The sequence below is a fragment of the Streptomyces sp. NPDC056169 genome (assembly GCF_042268445.1).
Lineage (GTDB): Bacteria > Actinomycetota > Actinomycetes > Streptomycetales > Streptomycetaceae > Streptomyces.
The window spans coordinates 229,038-246,614 of the sequence record NZ_JBHJUO010000001.1 but is presented as its reverse complement, the minus strand read 5'-3'; the positions used below and the strand labels follow the sequence as shown (position 1 = coordinate 246,614).

Sequence of the window (17,577 nt, the reverse complement as noted above, 5' to 3'; positions counted from 1 at the left end):
GGACAAAGATCGTCGAAGTTTGGACGTTACGGAGGGGCCCGCCGCATGTACCACACCTGGATGCGTTACTTCACGCCCAGCCCCGTCCACCACCGCCTCGGCCTGGTCTGCCTCGGCGTCGGTCTCCAGCACGGCACCCTGCCCACCGTCGGACCCCGCACCCTCGACCACCACGTCGCCGTCGTCGTCTCCGCGGGCAGCGGCTGGTACCGGGGCGCCGACGGGCGCCGCACCACCGTCACCGCCCCCGCCCTCATCTGGCTCACCCCCGGCACCCCCCACCACTACGCCGCCGACCCCGGCACCGGCTGGGACGAGGCCTTCGTCGACTTCTCGGGACCGGCCACCGCCACGTACACCGAGCTCGGCTACATCGAGCCCGACCGGCCGGTGGTCCCCCTCTCCGACGCCGCGCCCGCCCGCGCCGCCATCAGCCGCATCGCCCGCGCCGCCCGCCCCGGCAACCCCCTCCTGGAGGTCGAGACCGGCGCCGCCGTCCACGAACTCCTCGTCGCCCTGCGCCGCGCCCGCGCCGACACCAACGCCGACGGCGACCCCGTCCTCGCCGCCCTCGCCCGCGACGCCTTCCAGCCGCTGTCCGTCGCCGAACACGCCGCCCGGCACGGCATGACCGCCGCCGACCTGCGCACCGCCGTCCGCCGCGCCGCCGGCTGCAGCCCCAAGGACTACCTGCTCACCGTCCGCCTCGGCCGCGCGAAGGAACTCCTCGCCGCCACCGAGCTCCCCGTCGCGGCCGTCGCCCGCCGCGTCGGCTACGACGACCCCGCCTACTTCTCCCGGCTGTTCACCCGCCGGGTCGGCACCGCCCCCATCCGCTTCCGCGAGCAGCAGGGGCGGTCCGTCCCCGGAGGCTGGAGCAACCGCGTACCGGATCCCGAACACCCGCCCACGATCCGGCCGAGATCCGTCTAAGCTCGCAGATCATGAGTGACTCCACCCTGCCCCGCCCGGTCGACGACTCCGTACGGGCCGAACTGACCCGGCTCCGCGAGAGCATCGACAACATCGACGCCGCGGTCGTGTACATGCTGGCCGAGCGCTTCAAGTGCACCCAGCAGGTCGGCGTCCTCAAGGCCGAGCACAAGCTGCCGCCCGCCGACCCCGCCCGCGAGTCCCGCCAGATCGCCCGGCTGCGCGAACTGGCCGAGAGCGCGAGACTGGACCCGGCCTTCGCGGAGAAGCTCCTGAACTTCATCATCGCGGAGGTCATCCGCCACCACGAGACGATTGCGGACGGAGCACGCTGATGGCCCGCGTCACGGTCTTCACCCTCGGCGGGACGATCTCCGCGCGAGGCGGTGACGCGGCCCGCATGACCGGCCAGGAGGTCCTGGCCGGCCTCGGCGCGCCCGAGGACGTCGTCCTCCGCGACTTCCGGCGCGTCCCCAGCTCCTCCCTCACCCACGAGGACCTCGCCGCGCTCGCCGCCGAGGTCCGCGCCACCGTCGCCGACGGCTCCGGCGTGGTCGTCGTCCAGGGCACCGACACCCTGGAGGAGACCGCCTTCCTCCTCGACCTGCTCTGCACCACCGAGCAGCCGATCGCCGTCACCGGCGCCATGCGCCGCCCCGACCTGCCCGGCGCCGACGGCCCCGCCAACCTCGCCGCCGCGCTCGCCGTCGCCGCCGACCCCGCCTGCCGGAACCTCGGCGTCATCGTCGTCCTCGCCGACGAGATCCACGCCGCCCGCCTCGCCCGCAAGACCCACACGACCTCGGTCACCACCTTCGGCTCGCCCGGCGCGGGCCCCATCGGCACCGTCGTCGAGGGCGAGCCGCGGATCCTGCTCCGCCCCGCCGTCCGCACCGCCCTCTGCCCCCTGAAGTTCGACCCCGACGCCAGGGTCGCCCTCCTCACCCTGTCCCAGGGCGACCGGGGCGAACTCCTCGAAGCCGTCGACCACCGCTTCCAGGGCCTCGTCGTCGCCGCCTTCGGCGCCGGCCACGTCCCCACCTGGTTCGTCGACCCGCTCGCCGAGCTCGCCCGCCGCATCCCCGTCGTCCTCGCCTCCCGTACGGGCGGCGGAGCGACCCTCTCGCACACCTACCGCGGCCCCGGCTCCGAGTACGACCTGCTGCAGCACGGGCTGATCCCGGCCGGCCCCCTCGACCCCGCCAAGGCCCGGATCCTCCTCCACACCCTGATCTCCAGCGGCGCGGCCGGCCCCACCGGCTACGACCGCCCCCGCATCACGGCCGCCTTCGCCCACCTGAACGGCTCCGGACTGGCCTGAGCGCGGTTCTTCCCACCACCCCTGCCGCAGGCCGGAGGCATCGGGCAGCATAGGGCCCATGTCCGTACTGACGCGCGACGAAGCGCAGACCCGTGCCCAGCTCCTCGACGTCCACCACTACCTCGTGGACCTCGACCTCACCACCGGCGCCGAGACCTTCGAGTCCACCAGCACCGTCCGGTTCACCGCCCGCACAGCCGGGGACACCTTCGTCGAGCTCAAGCCCGAGACCCTCCACTCCGCCACCCTCGACGGAGAGGCCCTCGACCCCGCCGCCCTCACCGGCAACCGGCTCCCGCTCCGCCTCACCGAGGGCGAGCACGAGCTGAGCGTCACCACGACCATGCGGTACTCCCGCACGGGCGAGGGCATGCACCGCTTCACGGACCCCACCGACGGCGAGTCGTACGTCTACACGCAGCTCTTCATGGAGGACGTCCAGCGCGTCTTCGCCGCCTTCGACCAGCCCGACCTGAAGGCCGTCTTCGAGCTGACCGTCACCGCCCCCGAGGGCTGGACCGTCCTCGCCAACGGCATCACCGAGCAGCAGGCCGACGGCAGCTGGAAGGCCGCCGCCACCCCGCTGCTCTCCACCTACTTCGTCTGCGTCGCCGCCGGCCCCTGGCACTCGATCCGCACCGAGCACGCCGGGCTCCCCTTCGGCATCCACTGCCGCCGCTCCCTCGCCCCCCACCTCGACGCCGACGCCGACGAGATCCTCGCCGTCACCAAGGCCTGTTACGACCGGTACCACCAGAAGTTCGACGAGCCGTACCCCTTCGACTCGTACGACCAGGCCTTCGTCCCCGAGTTCAACGCGGGCGCGATGGAGAACCCCGGACTCGTCACCTTCCGCGACGAGTTCGTCTTCCGCTCCGCCGTCACCGTCACCGAGCGGCAGACCCGCGCCATGGTCATCGCCCACGAGATGGCCCACATGTGGTTCGGCGACCTCGTCACCCTGCGCTGGTGGGACGACATCTGGCTGAACGAGTCCTTCGCCGAGTACATGGGCTTCCAGACCGTCAACGAAGCCTGCGCCGACCTCTTCCCCGACACCTGGGTCGACTTCGGCGTCACCAGGAAGGCCTGGGGGTACGAGGCCGACCAGCGGCCCTCCACCCACCCCGTCGCCCCGGACCCGGAGGCCGTCCCCGACACCGCCTCCGCGCTCCTCAACTTCGACGGCATCTCCTACGCCAAGGGCGCCTCCGCGCTCCGCCAGCTCGTCGCCTGGCTCGGCGAGAAGGACTTCCTCGCCGGCATCAACATCCACTTCAAGCGCCACAAGTTCGGCAACGCGACCCTCGCCGACTTCATCGACAACCTCGCCGCCGCCACCGACCGCGACGTCCACGGCTGGGCCGAGCAGTGGCTGCGCACCACGGGCGTCGACACGCTCACCCCGCGCCTCGACGGCGAGGGCGCCCGTCGGCGGCTCACCGTCGACCGCGAGGGCAGCCGCCCGCACCGCGTCGACGTCGGTGTGTACGACCGGGACGCCCTGGACGCCCTGGTCCTGCGGGAGCGGCGCGAGATCGACGTCCCGCAGGAGGCACCGCTCGACCTGACCGGTCCGCGCCCGGCGCTCGTCGTCCTCAACGAAGGGGACCTCACCTACGCCAAGGTCCGCTTCGACGAGGCCTCCGGGGCGACGGTCCTGCGGTCGCTCTCCGCCATCCCGGACCCGGTCACCCGCGCCGTCGTCTGGAACAGCCTGCGCGACATGGTCCGCGACGGCGAGCTGGCCCCGGCCGCCTACCTGGAGGCCGCCCGCACGCACCTCCCGCAGGAGACCGAACTCTCCCTCGTCCAGGGCGTCCTGGGCTTCGCCCGCACCCAGATCGCCGACCGGTACGTCACCGAGGACGAGCGCCCCGCCGCCCTCGCCGCGATCGTCGAGATCGCCCGCGCGCTGCTGCGCCGCACCGAGGACGGCGAGGCCCCGGGCCTGCGCCTCACGGCCGTGCGCACCTTCGTCGACAGCGCCGGCACCCCCGAGAAGATCGCCTCCTGGCTGGAGGAGGGCACCGTCCACGGCGGCCCCGAGCTCGACCCCGAGCTGCGCTGGCGGATCCTCGCCCGCCTCGCCGTCCTCGGCGCCACCGACGAGACGGTGATCGCCGCCGAGCTGGAGCGCGACCCGAGCGCCACCGGCCGGGAGGGCGCCGCCCTCTGCCGGGCCGCCCTCCCGGACCCGGCGGCGAAGGCGGCCGCCTGGTCGGCCCTCTTCGACACGGACGACCTGTCCAACTACCTCTTCACCGCCACCGCCCGCGGCTTCTGGCAGCCCGAACAGGCCGAGCTCGTACGGGACTACGTGCCCCGCTTCTACGCCGCCGCCGCCGCGCTCGGCGACCGGCGCGGCGCGGCGATGGCCGAGGCGGCGGGCCGCTACGCCTTCCCGTCGTACGCGATCGACGCCGACTCCCTGGCGTTGGGCGAGACCCACCTGGCCACCGACACCATGATCCCGGCCCTCCGCCGCAAGCTCGTCGACCAGCTCGACGACCTCCGCCGCGCCCTGGCGGTCCGCGAGGCCTGACGGCACGGGCGGCGCGGGTCGGCGACGACGACCCGCGCCGCCCGTCCAGTCCCGTGTCCCCCGTTCGGGTCACAAGGGACGACTCCCCGGACAAACCCCGACAACCCCCGGCACCCTGTCGTCCATGCGTGCCGCACCCCCACCCCTCGCCGGAGGAACCCCCGGCGCCGAGGCCCTCCGCCCCCTCCTGGACACCGTCCTCGACGCGCTCCGCGCCGGTGCGGAGGAGCGGGGCGGCCCCCTCCCGGCCGGCGGGCCCCAGGCCGTCACGGCCAGGGCGCGAGCCCTCGGAGCCGTACTCCCCGAGACCGGCACCGGCGCCCACGAGGCCCTCCGCGCCCTCGTCACCGCGCTCGCCGCCGGCGCCGCCGACCCCGCGCACCCCCTGTGCGCCGCCCACCTCCACACCCCGCCCCTCGCGCTCGCCGCCGCCGCCGACCTCGCGGCCTCCGCGCTCAACCCGTCCATGGACTCCTGGGACCAGGCGCCCGCCGCCTCCGCCCTGGAGGCCGAGGTCACGGCGGCCCTCGCCGCCGAGGTCTTCCCCGCGGCGGGAGCCCCCGACGCCCTCGTCACCACCGGCGGCACCGAGTCCAACCAGCTCGCCCTGCTCCTCGCGAGGGAGCGCCACGGTTCCGTACGGACCGTCGTCGGCGCCAACGCCCACCACTCCTTCCACCGCGCCGCCTGGCTCCTCGGCCTCCCCGCCCCGGTCACCGTCCCCACCCCGCACGGCATCCTCGAACCGGCCGCCCTGGCCGAGGCCCTGACCACGACGAACGGCCCCGTCCTCGTCGTCGCCACCGCCGGCACCACCGACGAGGGCCTGATCGACCCCCTGCCGGAGCTCGCCGACGTCGCCGCCGCCCACGGCGCCGAACTCCACGTCGACGCCGCCTACGGAGGCCCCGTCCTCCTCAGCCCCACCCACCGCCGGCTCCTGGACGGCCTCGACCGGGCCCGTACCGTCACCGTCGACCTGCACAAACTCGGCTGGCAGCCCGCCGCCGCCGGGCTCCTCGCCGTACGCGACGCCGCCGACCTCGCCGTCCTCGGCCACACCGCCGACTACCTCAACGCCGACGACGACACCGAGGCCGGCCTCCCCGACCTCCTCGGCCGCTCCCTGCGCACCACCCGCCGCCCCGACGTCCTCAAGACGGCCGTCACCCTCCGCGCCCTCGGCCGCTCCGGCCTCGCCGCCCTCGTCGACGCCTGCATGGAGCTCGCCCAGGACCTCGCCGACCTCGTGGAGAAGACCCCCGGCCTCGACCTGCGCGCCCGGCCCACCCTCACCACCGTCCTCTTCCGGCCCGCCGGGGCCGGCGACGAGACCGTCGCCGCGATCCGCCGCACCCTCCTCGCCGAGGGCCGCGCGGTCCTCGGCCGCGCCGAGGCGGACGGCCGCCTCTGGCTCAAGGCCACCCTGCTCAACCCCCACGCCACCCCCGGCGACCTGGCCCAGCTCATCACCCTCGTGGAAGGCAGCACGCACCGATGACCGGCAGCACCCCCAAGGACGACGACCTCGACCGGCCCCACGACCTGGTGGGTGTCGGCATCGGCCCGTTCAACCTCTCGCTCGCCGCCCTCGCGCACGGCATCCCCGGCGGCCTCGCCGCCACCTTCTACGAGCAGCGGCCCGCCTTCCACTGGCACCCCGGCCTCCTCATCGAGGGCGCCACCCTCCAGGTCCCCTTCCTCGCCGACCTGGTGACCCTCGCGGACCCCGCGAGCCCCTGGACCTTCCTCAACTACCTGAAGAGCCGCGAGCGCCTCTTCCCCTTCTACTTCGCCGAGAAGTTCCACATCCAGCGCGCCGAGTACGACGCGTACTGCCGCTGGGTCAGCGAGCGGCTCCCCGGCCTCCACTTCGGCCACCAGGTCGACTCGGTCCGCTGGAACCCCGAGCGCCGCCTCTTCGAGGTCGACTTCACCCAGATCGACCCGGACGGCGAGGCGGAGGCCCTCGGCCGCGCCTACACCCGGAACGTCGTCCTCGGCGTCGGCACCGAGCCGTACGTCCCCGAGCCGCTCCGGCCGCTCGCCGAGGCCCCCGGCGTCCCCGTGATCCACTCCGCCGACTACCTCGCCCACCGCGAGACGCTCCTCGCCGCCGGCCACGTCACCGTCATCGGCTCCGGCCAGTCCGGCGCCGAGATCTTCCTCGACCTCCTCCGGGCCCGCCCCGCAGGAGCCGAGAGGATCCACTGGCTGGCCCGTACCGAGGCCTTCGCCCCCATGGAGTACTCCAAGCTCGGCCTGGAGCACTTCACCCCCGACTACACCCGCTACTTCCACTCCCTGCCCGAGACCGCACGCGGCGAACTCGTGCCCCGCCAGTGGCAGCTGCACAAGGGCATCGACGCCGACACCATCGCCGCGATCCACGACGAGCTCTACCGCCGCACCCTGCACGGCGGCTGGCCCGACGCCGTCCTCACCCCCGGCGTCCGGGTCCGCACCGCCGGCCGCGTCGCCACCACCCAGGTCGAACTGCACCTGGAACACCTCCAGCAGGGCACCCGCTCACGGCTCACCACCGACGCCGTCGTCCTCGCGACCGGCTACCGCGAGCGCCCCGTCGACCGGATGCTCGCCGGACTCGACCCGTACCTGCGTCACGACGCGGCGGGCCGCGCCCGGATCGACGAGCGGTACCGGCTGGTCCTCGACCCCTCCGTCACCGGCTCCGTCTACGTCCAGAACGCCGAGAAGCACACCCACGGCGTCGGCGCCCCCGACCTCGGCCTCGCCGCCTGGCGCAGCGCGACCATCCTCAACACGGTCACCGGCAAGGACCCCTACCCGCTGCCGCGCCGCACCGCCTTCACCAGCTTCGGCCTGGAGACGCGAGAGGCGCCGAGCATCCCGGCCCAGGACCGGAAGCTGACGCCTCTCGTACAACACTGACGCGGGGAAGACCGCGGTACTAGAAGACCGGCACGCCGTCCCGGGTCAGCTTCCAGTCCACCGAAGCGAACAGACCCGGGTCGACCGTCCCCTTCGCCTTCACCCACTGGATGATGGTGTTGCGGATCTCGTCCGAGTTCGCCCACAGCTGCTGGGCGTTCGCGACGTGCGGGAACGCGCCGCCGCCGCTCGCCCGGTAGTTGTTGACCGCCAGGACGAACTGCGCCGCCGGGTCGAGCGGCTTGCCCTCGAAGGACAGGTTCACGATCCGCGAGCCGGCCGCCTTGGCGATGTCGATCTCGTACGTCAGACCCGACACGGCGTCGTAGTTGTAGTCCGGCGTCCCGCCCGCGTTGGTCAGCAGCGCGGTGTCCACCGGCGCCCCCGCCGCCGTCTGGACGTAGTACTTCGCCGAGTACTCCAGGTACTCCTTCAGCTGGGCGCCCGTCATCAGTCGGGCCTCCAGGGTGTTCTCGAAGGGGTACAGGCCGGCGGCGTCCTTGATGCTGATCTGACCGGCCGGGATCCGGGCCGTACGGGAGAAGCAGGAGGCCTGGGAGAGCACCGGGAGGGCCGCGTGCGCGCCGCCCGCGAGGGCCGCCTTCACCGTCTCGGCCTGGACCACGTTGATCAGGTCGATGATCGGCTCGTCCTTCCACGGCGCGTCGGCCGTGGTCATGGCCGCCGTGGAGGTGCCGATGACCTGGTTGACGTACGCGACGACCTTCTCGTGCTCGTCCGCGAGCAGCCCGGTGATCTGCGGGTCCTCCGCCACCGTGTTGGAGTTGAGGACCTGCGCGCCGACCTTCTCGACGACCCAGCGGCCCTTCTCCCACACCAGGTCGAAGTCGAAGAGGGTGAGACGCTGGCCCCACTTGAGCGGCTCGGACAGGACGACGTCCTTGCCGGTCTCCTTGTTCTTCACCCGGTACTCGGGGATCTCGGTGTGCGCGTGGCCGACGAGGATCGCGTCGATGCCCGGCACCTGCTCGGCGACGAGTCCGGCCGCGTTCTCGATGTGGGGGAGCTGGTCACCGTACGAGGAGGTGCCGCTGGAGCCGGAGTGCGCCGAGACGACGACGACGTCCGCGCCCATCGAGCGCAGCTTCGGCACCCACTTCGCGGCCTGCTCCTCCAGGCCGGGGAAGACCATCTTGCCCTGGACGTTCGCCTTGTCCCAGATGGCGATGCCCGGGTTCGTCAGGCCGAGTATCGCGACCTTGACGTCCTTGCCGTGCGGGGTGCGCATCCGGTGCATGCTGTACGGCGCGAAGGCCGGGCGCAGGGTCTTCGCGTCGAGGGCGTTGGCGCCGAGGAGCGGGAAGTCGCACTGCTCCTCGAACTTCCGGAGCACCGGGATGCCGTAGTTGAACTCGTGGTTGCCGAGGGCGGCGGCGTCGTAGCCGATGGCGTTCATCGCCTGGGCCATCGGGTGGACGGGGCCGCGGCGGGCGGTGATCGGGTCGACCTTGGCGTAGTAGTAGGACAGCTGGGTGCCCTGGATGGTGTCGCCCGCGTCGATGAGGAGGGTGTTGCGGCGGCCCTTCGCCGCGCGGACCTGGTCGACGAGGGTGGAGATCTTGGCAAGGCCGATGTCGTTGTGCGCCTTGTCGTCGAACTCCTTGTCCGTGAAGTAGTCCCAGTTGAAGACGTTGCCGTGCAGGTCGGTCGTCCCCATCACCGTGAACGAGTACCGCCTGGCCGGCTTGGGGCGGCGGTCGTGGGCCTCGGCGGGAGCGGCGATCCCCGTGGCGAGGGCGGCTCCGGCCCCGACGGCCACGGAGCTCTCCAGGAACGTCCGGCGGTTCAACGGCATGTGCTTCTCCTTGGTTCAGTGGCGTTGGTTCAGGCGCGCGGTCAGGCACGCACAACGCGCGTAGATTCTGGCTCAGGCGGCACGTCGGCAACAGCCCTTTCGGGTTACGGAGTGGGAAAGTGTTCGGTGGACGATCGTTACCGAACATGGAGGAGTCAGGACGTGACGCAGGAACACGCGACCCCGGGAGCCCCGCAGGTGACGGTGCGTGGCGAGGGCCGGCTGGAGGTCGATCCCGAGTTCGCCCGGATCTGGGTGACGGTCTCCGCGCGGGGTACGGACCGGTCGGCGACGCTCGCGGAGCTGACCCGGCGGAACGCGCAGGTGCTCGACCTCGTCAAGGCGCAGGGGGAGACGGTCGAGAAGCTGGAGACGGGCCGTTTCTCGATCTCGCCGGAGCTCGGCAGGCGCGGTCGGGGCGAGCGGGTGCACGCCTTCGTGGGCCGGGTGCGGATGACGGCCGAGCTGACCGACTTCACGGTCCTGGGGGAGCTGGTGACCCGCCTCGCCGATCTGGACATGACGGGCGTCGACGGTCCGTGGTGGGAGCTGCGGCCGGACTCCCCGGCGTACGCGGAGGCGCGGCGCCTCGCGGTGACGGAGGCCGTGCAGCGGGCGCGGGCGTACGCGGAGGCGCTCGGCACCTCGCTCGCCTCACTCCTCGAACTCTCGGACGCCGGTCTCGCGGGGCCGGGGATGTCGCAACTGCCGCCGGTCTTCGCCGCGGCGCCGGCGGGCTTCGCGACGGAGCGGGCCGGCGAGGCGCCTCCGCTGGACCTCGAACCGCAGCGGCAGACGGTCACGGCGGAGGTCGTCGCGCGCTTCACGATGGTGCCGCCCGCACTCTGAGACAGGGGTCGCGGGGGCGCGAAAATCGCTCATCGGAGCACCCCGGTGCACAGATTCAATACTTGTCAACAACCTTTCACGGAAAGGTTGTTGAGTAGTCATGCCCAGCCAATTTCCTACTGATGGGTAAGGCCTAGGCTCGCCTCATGCGCCGAGCGAAAATCGTTTGTACCCTTGGGCCCGCCACCGAAACATACGACCAGATCAAGGCGTTGATCGAGGCCGGAATGGACGTGGCCCGCTTCAACCTCAGTCACGGCTCGTACGTCGAGCACGAGGAGCGCTACCAGCGCGTACGCAAAGCCTCCGACGAGACCGGCCGCAGCGTCGGTGTCCTCGCCGACCTTCAAGGTCCGAAGATCCGTCTCGGCCGCTTCCGCGAAGGTCCCGTACTCCTTGAACGCGGCGACGAGTTCACCATCACCGTCGAGCCGATGGAGGGCGACCGCCACTGCTGCGGGACGACCTACTCCGGTCTCGCCGCGGACGTGACCGCCGGCGAGCGCATCCTCGTCGACGACGGCCGCGTCACCCTGGAGGTCACCTCCGTCGAGGGCCCCCGGGTGAACACCCTGGTCATCGAGGGCGGCATGGTCTCCGACCACAAGGGCCTCAACCTGCCCGGCGTCGCCGTCTCCGTACCCGCCCTGTCCGAGAAGGACATCGAGGACCTCCGCTGGGCCCTGCGCATCGGCGCCGACGTCATCGCGCTCTCCTTCGTCCGCAGCGCCCAGGACATCGTGGACGTCCACCGGATCATGGACGAGGAGGGCCGCCGGCTGCCCGTCATCGCCAAGATCGAGAAGCCGCAGGCCGTCGAGAACATCGAGGAGATCGTCGCCGCCTTCGACGGCATCATGGTCGCCCGCGGCGACCTGGGCGTCGAGATGCCCCTGGAGCAGGTGCCGATCGTCCAGAAGCGGGCGGTCAAGCTGGCCAAGCGGAACGCCAAGCCGGTCATCGTCGCCACCCAGATGCTCGACTCGATGATCGACAACTCCCGCCCCACGCGCGCCGAGGCGAGCGACGTGGCGAACGCGGTCATCGACGGCACCGACGCCGTCATGCTCTCCGGCGAGACCAGCGTCGGCCGCTACCCGATCGAGACGGTCCGCACCATGAGCCGGATCGTCGAGGCCGCGGAGGAGGACGTCCTCGCCAAGGGGCTGCCCCCGCTGACCGAGCGCAACAAGCCCCGCACCCAGGGCGGCGCCGTGGCCCGGGCCGCCGCGGAGATGGGCGACTTCCTCGGGGCCAAGTTCCTCGTCGCGTTCACCCAGTCCGGCGACACGGTCAAGCGGCTCTCCCGCTACCGCTCGCCGATCCCGCTGCTCGCCTTCACGCCGGACCCGGCGACGCGCTCGCAGCTCAACCTCACCTGGGGCGTCGAGACCTTCCTCGGCCCGCACGTCGACTCCACGGACGCGATGGTGGCCCAGGTCGACGAGGAGCTGCTGCGGATCGGGCGCTGCAAGAAGGGCGACACCGTGGTCATCACGGCCGGTTCCCCGCCGGGTGTCGCCGGCTCGACGAACCTGGTCCGGGTGCACCACATCGGCGAGCCCCTGACGTGAACCGTCCGTAGGCCGTCCGGCGGAGCGGGCGGTGCTCGTCTCGATCCTTGGAATCAAAGGTAAAGTGCCCCGGGTGGGATTCGAACCCACGCTGTATGGTGTTTGAGACCACTGCCTCTACCGCTGGGCTACCGGGGCATCCTTCGAAACGAAGGTCGGTGATCACCCGCCGTGCCCCTACCTTACAGGAGGTGGGTAGGCTCATGGGGAGCTGTATCCGCCTCCGAAACGAGGCCATGGAACGAGGAGCCCGCGTGACCGCCCCCGAGTCGCCCCAGCCCGCCGACGACGCCGAGCCGTCGCACGTCCCGCCGCTGACGACCCGCGTCGTCATCGCCGAGGACGAGGCGCTCATCCGCCTCGACCTCAAAGAGATGCTGGAGGAGGAGGGCTACGAGGTCGTCGGTGAGGCCGGAGACGGCGCCACGGCCGTCGAGCTCGCCCGCGAGCACCGCCCCGACCTCGTCATCCTCGACGTCAAGATGCCCGTCCTCGACGGCATCTCGGCCGCCGAGAAGATCGCGGGCGAGTCCATCGCCCCGGTCCTCATGCTGACCGCCTTCTCGCAGCGCGACCTCGTCGAGCGCGCCCGGGACGCCGGCGCCATGGCGTACCTGGTCAAGCCGTTCAGCAAGAGCGACGTGGTGCCGGCCATCGAGATGGCCGTCTCCCGCTTCGCCGAGCTGCGCGCCCTGGAGAAGGAGGTCGCCGACCTCTCCCTCCGCCTGGAGACCCGCAAGCTGGTGGACCGCGCCAAGTCGATCCTCCAGACCCAGTACGGGCTGACGGAGCCGGCCGCGTTCCGCTGGATCCAGAAGACCTCCATGGACCGGCGCATGTCGATGCAGCAGGTCGCCGAGGCGGTCATCGAGGACGCCGAGGAGAAGAAGGCGGCCAAGGGCCAGCAGTAGCCGCCCCGCCGCACTCCGGAACGGAGAAGGCCCGCCCCACGACCTTGTGGGGCGGGCCTTCTGTCCTTGGTGCGGACCGGCGGGGGTCAGTCCTCGCCGAGGTACGCCTTGCGGACGGACTCGTCGTGGAGCAGGTTCTGGCCCGTGCCCGAGAGCACGACCTTGCCGATCTCCATGACGTGACCGTGGTCCGCCAGGGCGAGCGCGGCCTGGGCGTTCTGCTCGACGAGCAGGATGGTGGTGCCCTGGGCCTTCAGCTCGGCGATGGTCGCCATGATCTTCTGCATCATGATCGGGGAGAGACCCATGGAGGGCTCGTCGAGCATGAGCAGCTTCGGCTGGGACATCAGCGCCCGGCCCATGGCGAGCATCTGCTGCTCACCGCCGGAGAGCGTGCCGGCCGCCTGCTTGCGACGCTCGCCCAGGATCGGGAAGAGGTCGTAGGCGCGCTGGACGTCCTTGGCGATGCCCGCGGTGTCCTTCCGGAGGAAGGCGCCGAGGAGGAGGTTCTCCTCGATCGTCATCCGGGGGAAGATGTGCCGGCCCTCGGGGGAGTGGGCCAGACCCAGCGAGACGATCTTGTGCGCGGGGATCTTGCGGAGGGACTTGCCCTCGAACTTGATCTGGCCGCCGACCGGCTTCAGGAGCCCGGAGAGGGTCCGCAGGGTGGTGGTCTTCCCGGCGCCGTTGGTGCCGATGAGGGTGACGACCTCACCGGCGTCGACGGAGAAGGAGATGCCCTTGACGGCCTCGATCTTTCCGTAGGCGACGCGCAGGTCCTCGACTTCGAGCAGTGCGGTCATGCGTCGTTCTCCTTGCCCGAAGCAGGGTCGTGCGGGGTGTCCTCCGAGGCCTCCGGGGCGTCGGCGGCCTCCGGGGCGTCCTCGGAAGAGGCGTCCTCGGAAGGCGCGTCCTCAGCGGGCGTGTCCTCGGACGGTGCGTCCTCGGCGGGCGCGTCGTCCTCGGCGGGCGCGTCCTCCGACGGAGCCTCCTCGGCGGGCGCGTCCTTCGCGGGGGTCGCCGCGGCCGGCGCGTCCTCCGCGGCCGGCTCGCCCAGGTACGCGGCGATGACCCGCTCGTCGCCCTGGACGGTCGCGCTGTCGCCCTCGATCAGCTTCTGACCCTGGACGAGCACGGCGACCCGGTCGCAGAGGTTGAAGATGAACCGCATGTCGTGCTCGATGACGAGCACGGCGATGCCCATGTCCCGGATGGCGAAGATGAGTTCCTCCGCCGCCCGCGTCTCCTGCGGGTTCATGCCGGCGGTGGGCTCGTCGAGCAGGATCAGGCCGGGGTCGCTCGCGAGGGCGCGGGCGATCTCCAGCTTGCGCTGCTCGCCGTACGGGAGGTTCTTGGCGAGGTGCTGCGCCTTGTCCTGGAGGCCGATGAACTCCAGGAGCTCCATGGCCCGCTGCGTGGCCTCCGCTTCGGCCTTCTTGAAGGAGGGGAGGCGGAGCAGCGCGGACCAGAGGCCCTGCTTCATCCGGGTGTGACGTCCGACGAGGACGTTCTCCAGGACGGTCATGTTGTGGAAGAGGCGGATGTTCTGGAAGGTGCGGGCGATGCCGGCGTCGGTGACCTTGTACGACGTGGGCGGCAGGACCGTGCCCTTGTACCGGACCTCACCCTCGGTGGGGACGTAGAGACCGGTGAGGCAGTTGAAGAAGGTGGTCTTGCCGGCGCCGTTGGGGCCGATGAGACCGACGATCTCGCCGCTGTTGACGGTCAGGTTCACATCGCGGACGGCGGTGAGGCCGCCGAAGCGCATGGTGACCCCGCGCGCGTCGAGAACGGTCTCGCCGGCGGCCGGCGCGGTGGTGGCGTCGGCGGTCTTGGTGGTGGTCGTCATGGTTCACGCACCTGCCTTGGTGAGCGTGGCGGGCGTCTCGTCGTTCTCGTGGAACTCCAGCTGGTTGCGCCGGTTGGCGATCATGCCCTCCGGGCGGAAGCGCATGAGCAGGATCAGCGCGACGCCGAAGGCGAAGAGCTGGTACTCGCCCATGAACTGGAGCTTGTTGGGGATGAGGAAGAGCAGCGAGGCGCCGACCAGGGGACCGCTCATGGTGCCCATGCCGCCGAGGACGACGGCGGCGAGCAGGAAGGCGGAGTTGGGCGGGATGGGCCCGGCGAAGAGGTACTGCTCCGGCGTCACCGTGTAGGTGACGTGAGCCTGCACCGTACCGGCGAGACCGGCGAGCGAGGCACCGAGCGCGAAGGCGATGAGCTTGACCCGGAAGCCGTTGATGCCCATGGCGAGCGCGGCGGTCTCGTCCTCGCGGATGGCGACCCAGGCGCGGCCGATCCGGGAGTCGCCACTGCGGCGGAACACCATCACGACGACCGCCATGATCAGCAGCATCAGGAAGAAGTAGTTCGCGAAGCGGCCGATGGTGAAGCCGGCGATCGAGTGCTCGGCGCCGAAGTCGAACCCGAACATGCTGAGGTTCGGGATGGACGCGATGCCGTTGGAGCCGTTGGTGATGTCGGGACCGGAGGTGCCGTCGGTGTTCATCACCGCGATGCGGAAGATCTCACCGAAGCCGAGCGTGACGATGGCGAGGTAGTCGCCGCGCAGCCGCAGGGTCGGGGCACCGATCAGGACACCGAAGACCAGGGAGGCTCCGGCGCCGACCAGGATGGCGGCCCAGAAGGGGAAGTGCACGCCGAACGGGGAGGTCGGGGCGCCCGAGACGAGGGCGGCCGCGTAGGCGCCGACGCCGAGGAAGGCGACGTACCCGAGGTCGAGGAGACCGGCGAGGCCGACGACGATGTTCAGACCCAGGGCGACCGTGGCGAAGATCAGGATGTAGACGCCGAGCGTCGCGTACTGGTCGTCGGTCTGGGTGAAGGGGAAGAGCGCCGCCGCGGTGAACGCGCCCGCGATGGTGAGGTTCTGGTGCTTCTTGGTGAGCTGCGTGGCCTGCTGCATGAGGCCCGACTTGTTGATGGCGGCGAAGCCGAGGCCCGCCGTGATCAGGAAGCCGAGGAACAGCTCGTCGTACTCGGTGCCGACACCGTAGGTGAAGACGCCGAGCGCCACGGCGAGGATGCCCGTGATGATCAGGATCTCGACGGAGGAGTGCATCGGGGGCAGCTTGCGGGCGGGGCCCGTGGCGGCGAAGGCGCCCTTGAAGGCGGTCCAGCCGTTGCCGGCCCGGTGCTTGAACTGGTCCCAGGCGGTGTCCTCCGGGTCCACGGGCAGCACCTGCGGCCGCTCGAAGGGGAGGGCGAGGGCGCCGAGGAGGGTGATCAGGGTGGCGAGCGCGACGACCGCGCCGCCGGGCTCCAGGTTGACCGGGCCGCCGAGCTGGATGCTGATCGCGCAGACCGTGAACCAGGCGGTGCCGAAGGCGGCGAGCGCGGCGACCTTGACGGCCGCGTCGGCGCCGGCCGGGGTCAGCCAGCGGGTGCCCTTGACGCCGTACGACGAGAGGGCGAAGAGGGTGGTGAGCACGCCCAGGACCAGGACCTGGAGCTGCAGGCCGGCGGGGGAGCCGTAGTACGTGAGGTCACCCGGGAAGGTGGGCGTCCAGGTCCAGGAGAGGAAGCAGGCGGCGACCGTGAGGACGCCACCGCCCAGGACGAGGGCGCGGGCGATCCGGGCCGGCACGAAGCCGATGAGGCCGGTCGGCTCGGTCGACTTGGGGGTCGTGGCCGCCGTCGTGTTCTCGGAGATGGTGGTCATGGTGCTCACGCCCTGTCCGCGACGCGCTCGCCGAGGAGGCCTTGTGGCCGGGCGAGGAGTACGACGATGAGGAGTACGAAGGCCCAGACGTCGGCCCAGGACTGGCCGCCGAGCTGCTCCATACCGGGGATGTGGCTGATGTACGCCGTCGCCATGGTCTCGGCGACACCGAGGACGACTCCGCCGATCATGGCTCCGTAGATGTTGCCGATACCGCCGAGGACGGCGGCCGTGAAGGCCTTGAGTCCGAGGAGGAAGCCCATCTTGTAGTCGACGACGCCGTACTTGAGGCCGTAGGCGACGGCTCCGACCGCGGCCATGGCGGCGCCGAGGGCGAACGCGATCACGATGATCCGGTCGGTGTTGACGCCCATGAGCTTCGCGGTGTCCGGGTCCTGCGCCGTGGCCTGCATGCCGCGGCCGACGCGGGTGCGCATGACGAAGAAGGCGAGGACGGCCATGCAGATCGGGGCGGCGATCAGGAGGAAGACGTCGCCGGTCTGGATGGTGACCGGGCCGAGCTCGATCGGGCCGCCGGGGATCTGCGGGAAGGTCCGGGCGGACTTCGCCTCGGGGTACCACACCCACACCGCGTACTGCAGGGCGAGCGAGAGACCGATGGCCGTGATGAGGGGGGCGAGGCGGGGGCCACCGCGCAGCGGGCGGTAGGCGAACCGTTCCGCCCCCACGGCTATGGTCGTCGCGACGAGTACGGCACCGATGATCATGACGGGCAGCGCGACCCACATGCTGGTGCCGCCGGGCAGGATGAGCCAGACCGTGAGCGCCCCGAAGCCGCCGGTCATGAAGATCTCGCCATGGGCGAAGTTGATGAGCTGGACGATGCCGTAGACCATCGTGTAGCCGACGGCGACGAGCCCGTACATGGATCCCAGTAGCAGGCCGTTGACCAGCTGCTGCGGCAGTTCGTTCACCGCATTGTCCTCCGAGACTTTCGACGGATGTGACACCGCGCGGGGCGCCTTGTGCGGCCCCCCGCGCGGTGAAGGTGGTGCTGGAGTGGTGGGGT

14 protein-coding genes and 1 tRNA gene are annotated in these 17,577 nt (G+C 71.4%); 9 read left to right on the top strand and 6 right to left on the bottom strand.

Annotated elements, in window-relative coordinates; all coding sequences use genetic code 11:
- The first annotated feature begins 45 nt into the window (after window positions 1–45).
- The 6 genes from ACFC0G_RS01135 to ACFC0G_RS01110 all read left to right on the top strand — a co-directional run bounded on the left by ACFC0G_RS01135 (window position 46) and on the right by ACFC0G_RS01110 (window position 7,712).
- On the top strand, window positions 46–933 hold the full coding sequence (locus ACFC0G_RS01135) for a helix-turn-helix domain-containing protein (protein ID WP_376395193.1): 888 nt from the start codon (window positions 46–48) through the stop codon (window positions 931–933).
- A gap of 11 nt (window positions 934–944) precedes the next feature.
- Window positions 945–1,268: a chorismate mutase gene (locus ACFC0G_RS01130; RefSeq protein ID WP_056645811.1), complete on the top strand. Its 324-nt coding sequence runs from the start codon at window positions 945–947 to the stop codon at window positions 1,266–1,268.
- Complete coding sequence (locus tag ACFC0G_RS01125; protein ID WP_376395190.1) at window positions 1,268–2,254, top strand: asparaginase; 987 nt, start codon at window positions 1,268–1,270, stop codon at window positions 2,252–2,254. The genes ACFC0G_RS01130 and ACFC0G_RS01125 overlap by 1 nt, the downstream gene beginning before the upstream one ends.
- A 58-nt stretch (window positions 2,255–2,312) precedes the next feature.
- The gene (pepN, locus tag ACFC0G_RS01120; protein ID WP_376395187.1) at window positions 2,313–4,799 is read left to right on the top strand and encodes an aminopeptidase N; all 2,487 of its coding nucleotides are present in this window, start codon (window positions 2,313–2,315) and stop codon (window positions 4,797–4,799) included.
- Window positions 4,800–4,923: 124 nt separating this feature from the next.
- Window positions 4,924–6,300, top strand: coding sequence for a pyridoxal phosphate-dependent decarboxylase family protein (locus ACFC0G_RS01115; protein WP_376395184.1), 1,377 nt, complete (start codon window positions 4,924–4,926; stop codon window positions 6,298–6,300).
- Window positions 6,297–7,712, top strand: a complete 1,416-nt coding sequence (locus ACFC0G_RS01110; RefSeq protein ID WP_376395181.1) for a lysine N(6)-hydroxylase/L-ornithine N(5)-oxygenase family protein — start codon at window positions 6,297–6,299, stop codon at window positions 7,710–7,712. Before ACFC0G_RS01115 ends, ACFC0G_RS01110 begins: the two co-directional genes overlap by 4 nt.
- 19 nt (window positions 7,713–7,731) lie before the next feature.
- Here the strand turns inward: ACFC0G_RS01110 and ACFC0G_RS01105 are convergent, their stop codons facing one another.
- A complete protein-coding gene (locus tag ACFC0G_RS01105) occupies window positions 7,732–9,528 on the bottom strand; it encodes a bifunctional metallophosphatase/5'-nucleotidase (RefSeq protein WP_376395178.1) in 1,797 nt (598 codons plus the stop codon).
- Between the two features lie 162 nt (window positions 9,529–9,690).
- Here ACFC0G_RS01105 and ACFC0G_RS01100 point away from each other — a divergent pair, with 162 nt between their 5' ends.
- Both ACFC0G_RS01100 and pyk read left to right on the top strand, forming a co-directional pair.
- Window positions 9,691–10,377 carry an SIMPL domain-containing protein gene (locus ACFC0G_RS01100; RefSeq protein WP_376395175.1) on the top strand — a complete coding sequence of 229 codons (687 nt, stop codon included), beginning with the start codon at window positions 9,691–9,693 and terminating at the stop codon, window positions 10,375–10,377.
- Between the two features lie 146 nt (window positions 10,378–10,523).
- A complete protein-coding gene (pyk, locus tag ACFC0G_RS01095) occupies window positions 10,524–11,951 on the top strand; it encodes a pyruvate kinase (protein WP_376395172.1) in 1,428 nt (475 codons plus the stop codon).
- A 65-nt stretch (window positions 11,952–12,016) separates the two neighbouring features.
- Here the strand turns inward: pyk and ACFC0G_RS01090 are convergent.
- Window positions 12,017–12,089, bottom strand: a tRNA-Leu gene (locus tag ACFC0G_RS01090).
- 116 nt (window positions 12,090–12,205) lie between these two features.
- On the opposite strand from ACFC0G_RS01090, the gene ACFC0G_RS01085 reads away from it, so the two are divergent.
- Entirely contained in the window at window positions 12,206–12,862 is a 657-nt protein-coding gene (locus tag ACFC0G_RS01085; RefSeq protein WP_376395169.1) for an ANTAR domain-containing response regulator, read from the top strand.
- Between the two features lie 86 nt (window positions 12,863–12,948).
- Here the strand turns inward: ACFC0G_RS01085 and ACFC0G_RS01080 are convergent, their stop codons facing one another.
- The 4 genes from ACFC0G_RS01080 to ACFC0G_RS01065 are packed head-to-tail and all read right to left on the bottom strand — an operon-like array spanning window position 12,949 to window position 17,482.
- A complete protein-coding gene (locus ACFC0G_RS01080) occupies window positions 12,949–13,665 on the bottom strand; it encodes an ABC transporter ATP-binding protein (RefSeq protein ID WP_024757294.1) in 717 nt (238 codons plus the stop codon).
- Window positions 13,662–14,711, bottom strand: a complete 1,050-nt coding sequence (locus ACFC0G_RS01075) for an ABC transporter ATP-binding protein (protein WP_376395166.1) — start codon at window positions 14,709–14,711, stop codon at window positions 13,662–13,664. Before ACFC0G_RS01075 ends, ACFC0G_RS01080 begins: the two co-directional genes overlap by 4 nt.
- Before the next feature lie 3 nt (window positions 14,712–14,714).
- The gene (locus ACFC0G_RS01070) at window positions 14,715–16,547 is read right to left on the bottom strand and encodes a branched-chain amino acid ABC transporter permease (RefSeq protein WP_376395163.1); all 1,833 of its coding nucleotides are present in this window, start codon (window positions 16,545–16,547) and stop codon (window positions 14,715–14,717) included.
- A gap of 5 nt (window positions 16,548–16,552) precedes the next feature.
- Window positions 16,553–17,482 (bottom strand): branched-chain amino acid ABC transporter permease, encoded by a 930-nt coding sequence (locus ACFC0G_RS01065; protein ID WP_376395160.1) that lies wholly within the window; start codon window positions 17,480–17,482, stop codon window positions 16,553–16,555.
- Between the last annotated feature and the right edge of the window lie 95 nt (window positions 17,483–17,577).

What these genes read in the sequence shown, in the direction of transcription:
- ACFC0G_RS01080 (WP_024757294.1), bottom strand. Translation starts at nt 13,665, where the DNA reads ATGACCGCACTGCTCGAAGTCGAGGACCTGCGCGTCGCCTACGGAAAG.
- ACFC0G_RS01105 (WP_376395178.1), bottom strand. Translation starts at nt 9,528, where the DNA reads ATGCCGTTGAACCGCCGGACGTTCCTGGAGAGCTCCGTGGCCGTCGGG.
- pepN (WP_376395187.1), top strand. Translation starts at nt 2,313, where the DNA reads ATGTCCGTACTGACGCGCGACGAAGCGCAGACCCGTGCCCAGCTCCTC.
- ACFC0G_RS01110 (WP_376395181.1), top strand. Translation starts at nt 6,297, where the DNA reads ATGACCGGCAGCACCCCCAAGGACGACGACCTCGACCGGCCCCACGAC.
- ACFC0G_RS01135 (WP_376395193.1), top strand. Translation starts at nt 46, where the DNA reads ATGTACCACACCTGGATGCGTTACTTCACGCCCAGCCCCGTCCACCAC.
- ACFC0G_RS01070 (WP_376395163.1), bottom strand. Translation starts at nt 16,547, where the DNA reads ATGACCACCATCTCCGAGAACACGACGGCGGCCACGACCCCCAAGTCG.
- ACFC0G_RS01125 (WP_376395190.1), top strand. Translation starts at nt 1,268, where the DNA reads ATGGCCCGCGTCACGGTCTTCACCCTCGGCGGGACGATCTCCGCGCGA.
- ACFC0G_RS01115 (WP_376395184.1), top strand. Translation starts at nt 4,924, where the DNA reads ATGCGTGCCGCACCCCCACCCCTCGCCGGAGGAACCCCCGGCGCCGAG.
- pyk (WP_376395172.1), top strand. Translation starts at nt 10,524, where the DNA reads ATGCGCCGAGCGAAAATCGTTTGTACCCTTGGGCCCGCCACCGAAACA.
- ACFC0G_RS01075 (WP_376395166.1), bottom strand. Translation starts at nt 14,711, where the DNA reads ATGACGACCACCACCAAGACCGCCGACGCCACCACCGCGCCGGCCGCC.
- ACFC0G_RS01130 (WP_056645811.1), top strand. Translation starts at nt 945, where the DNA reads ATGAGTGACTCCACCCTGCCCCGCCCGGTCGACGACTCCGTACGGGCC.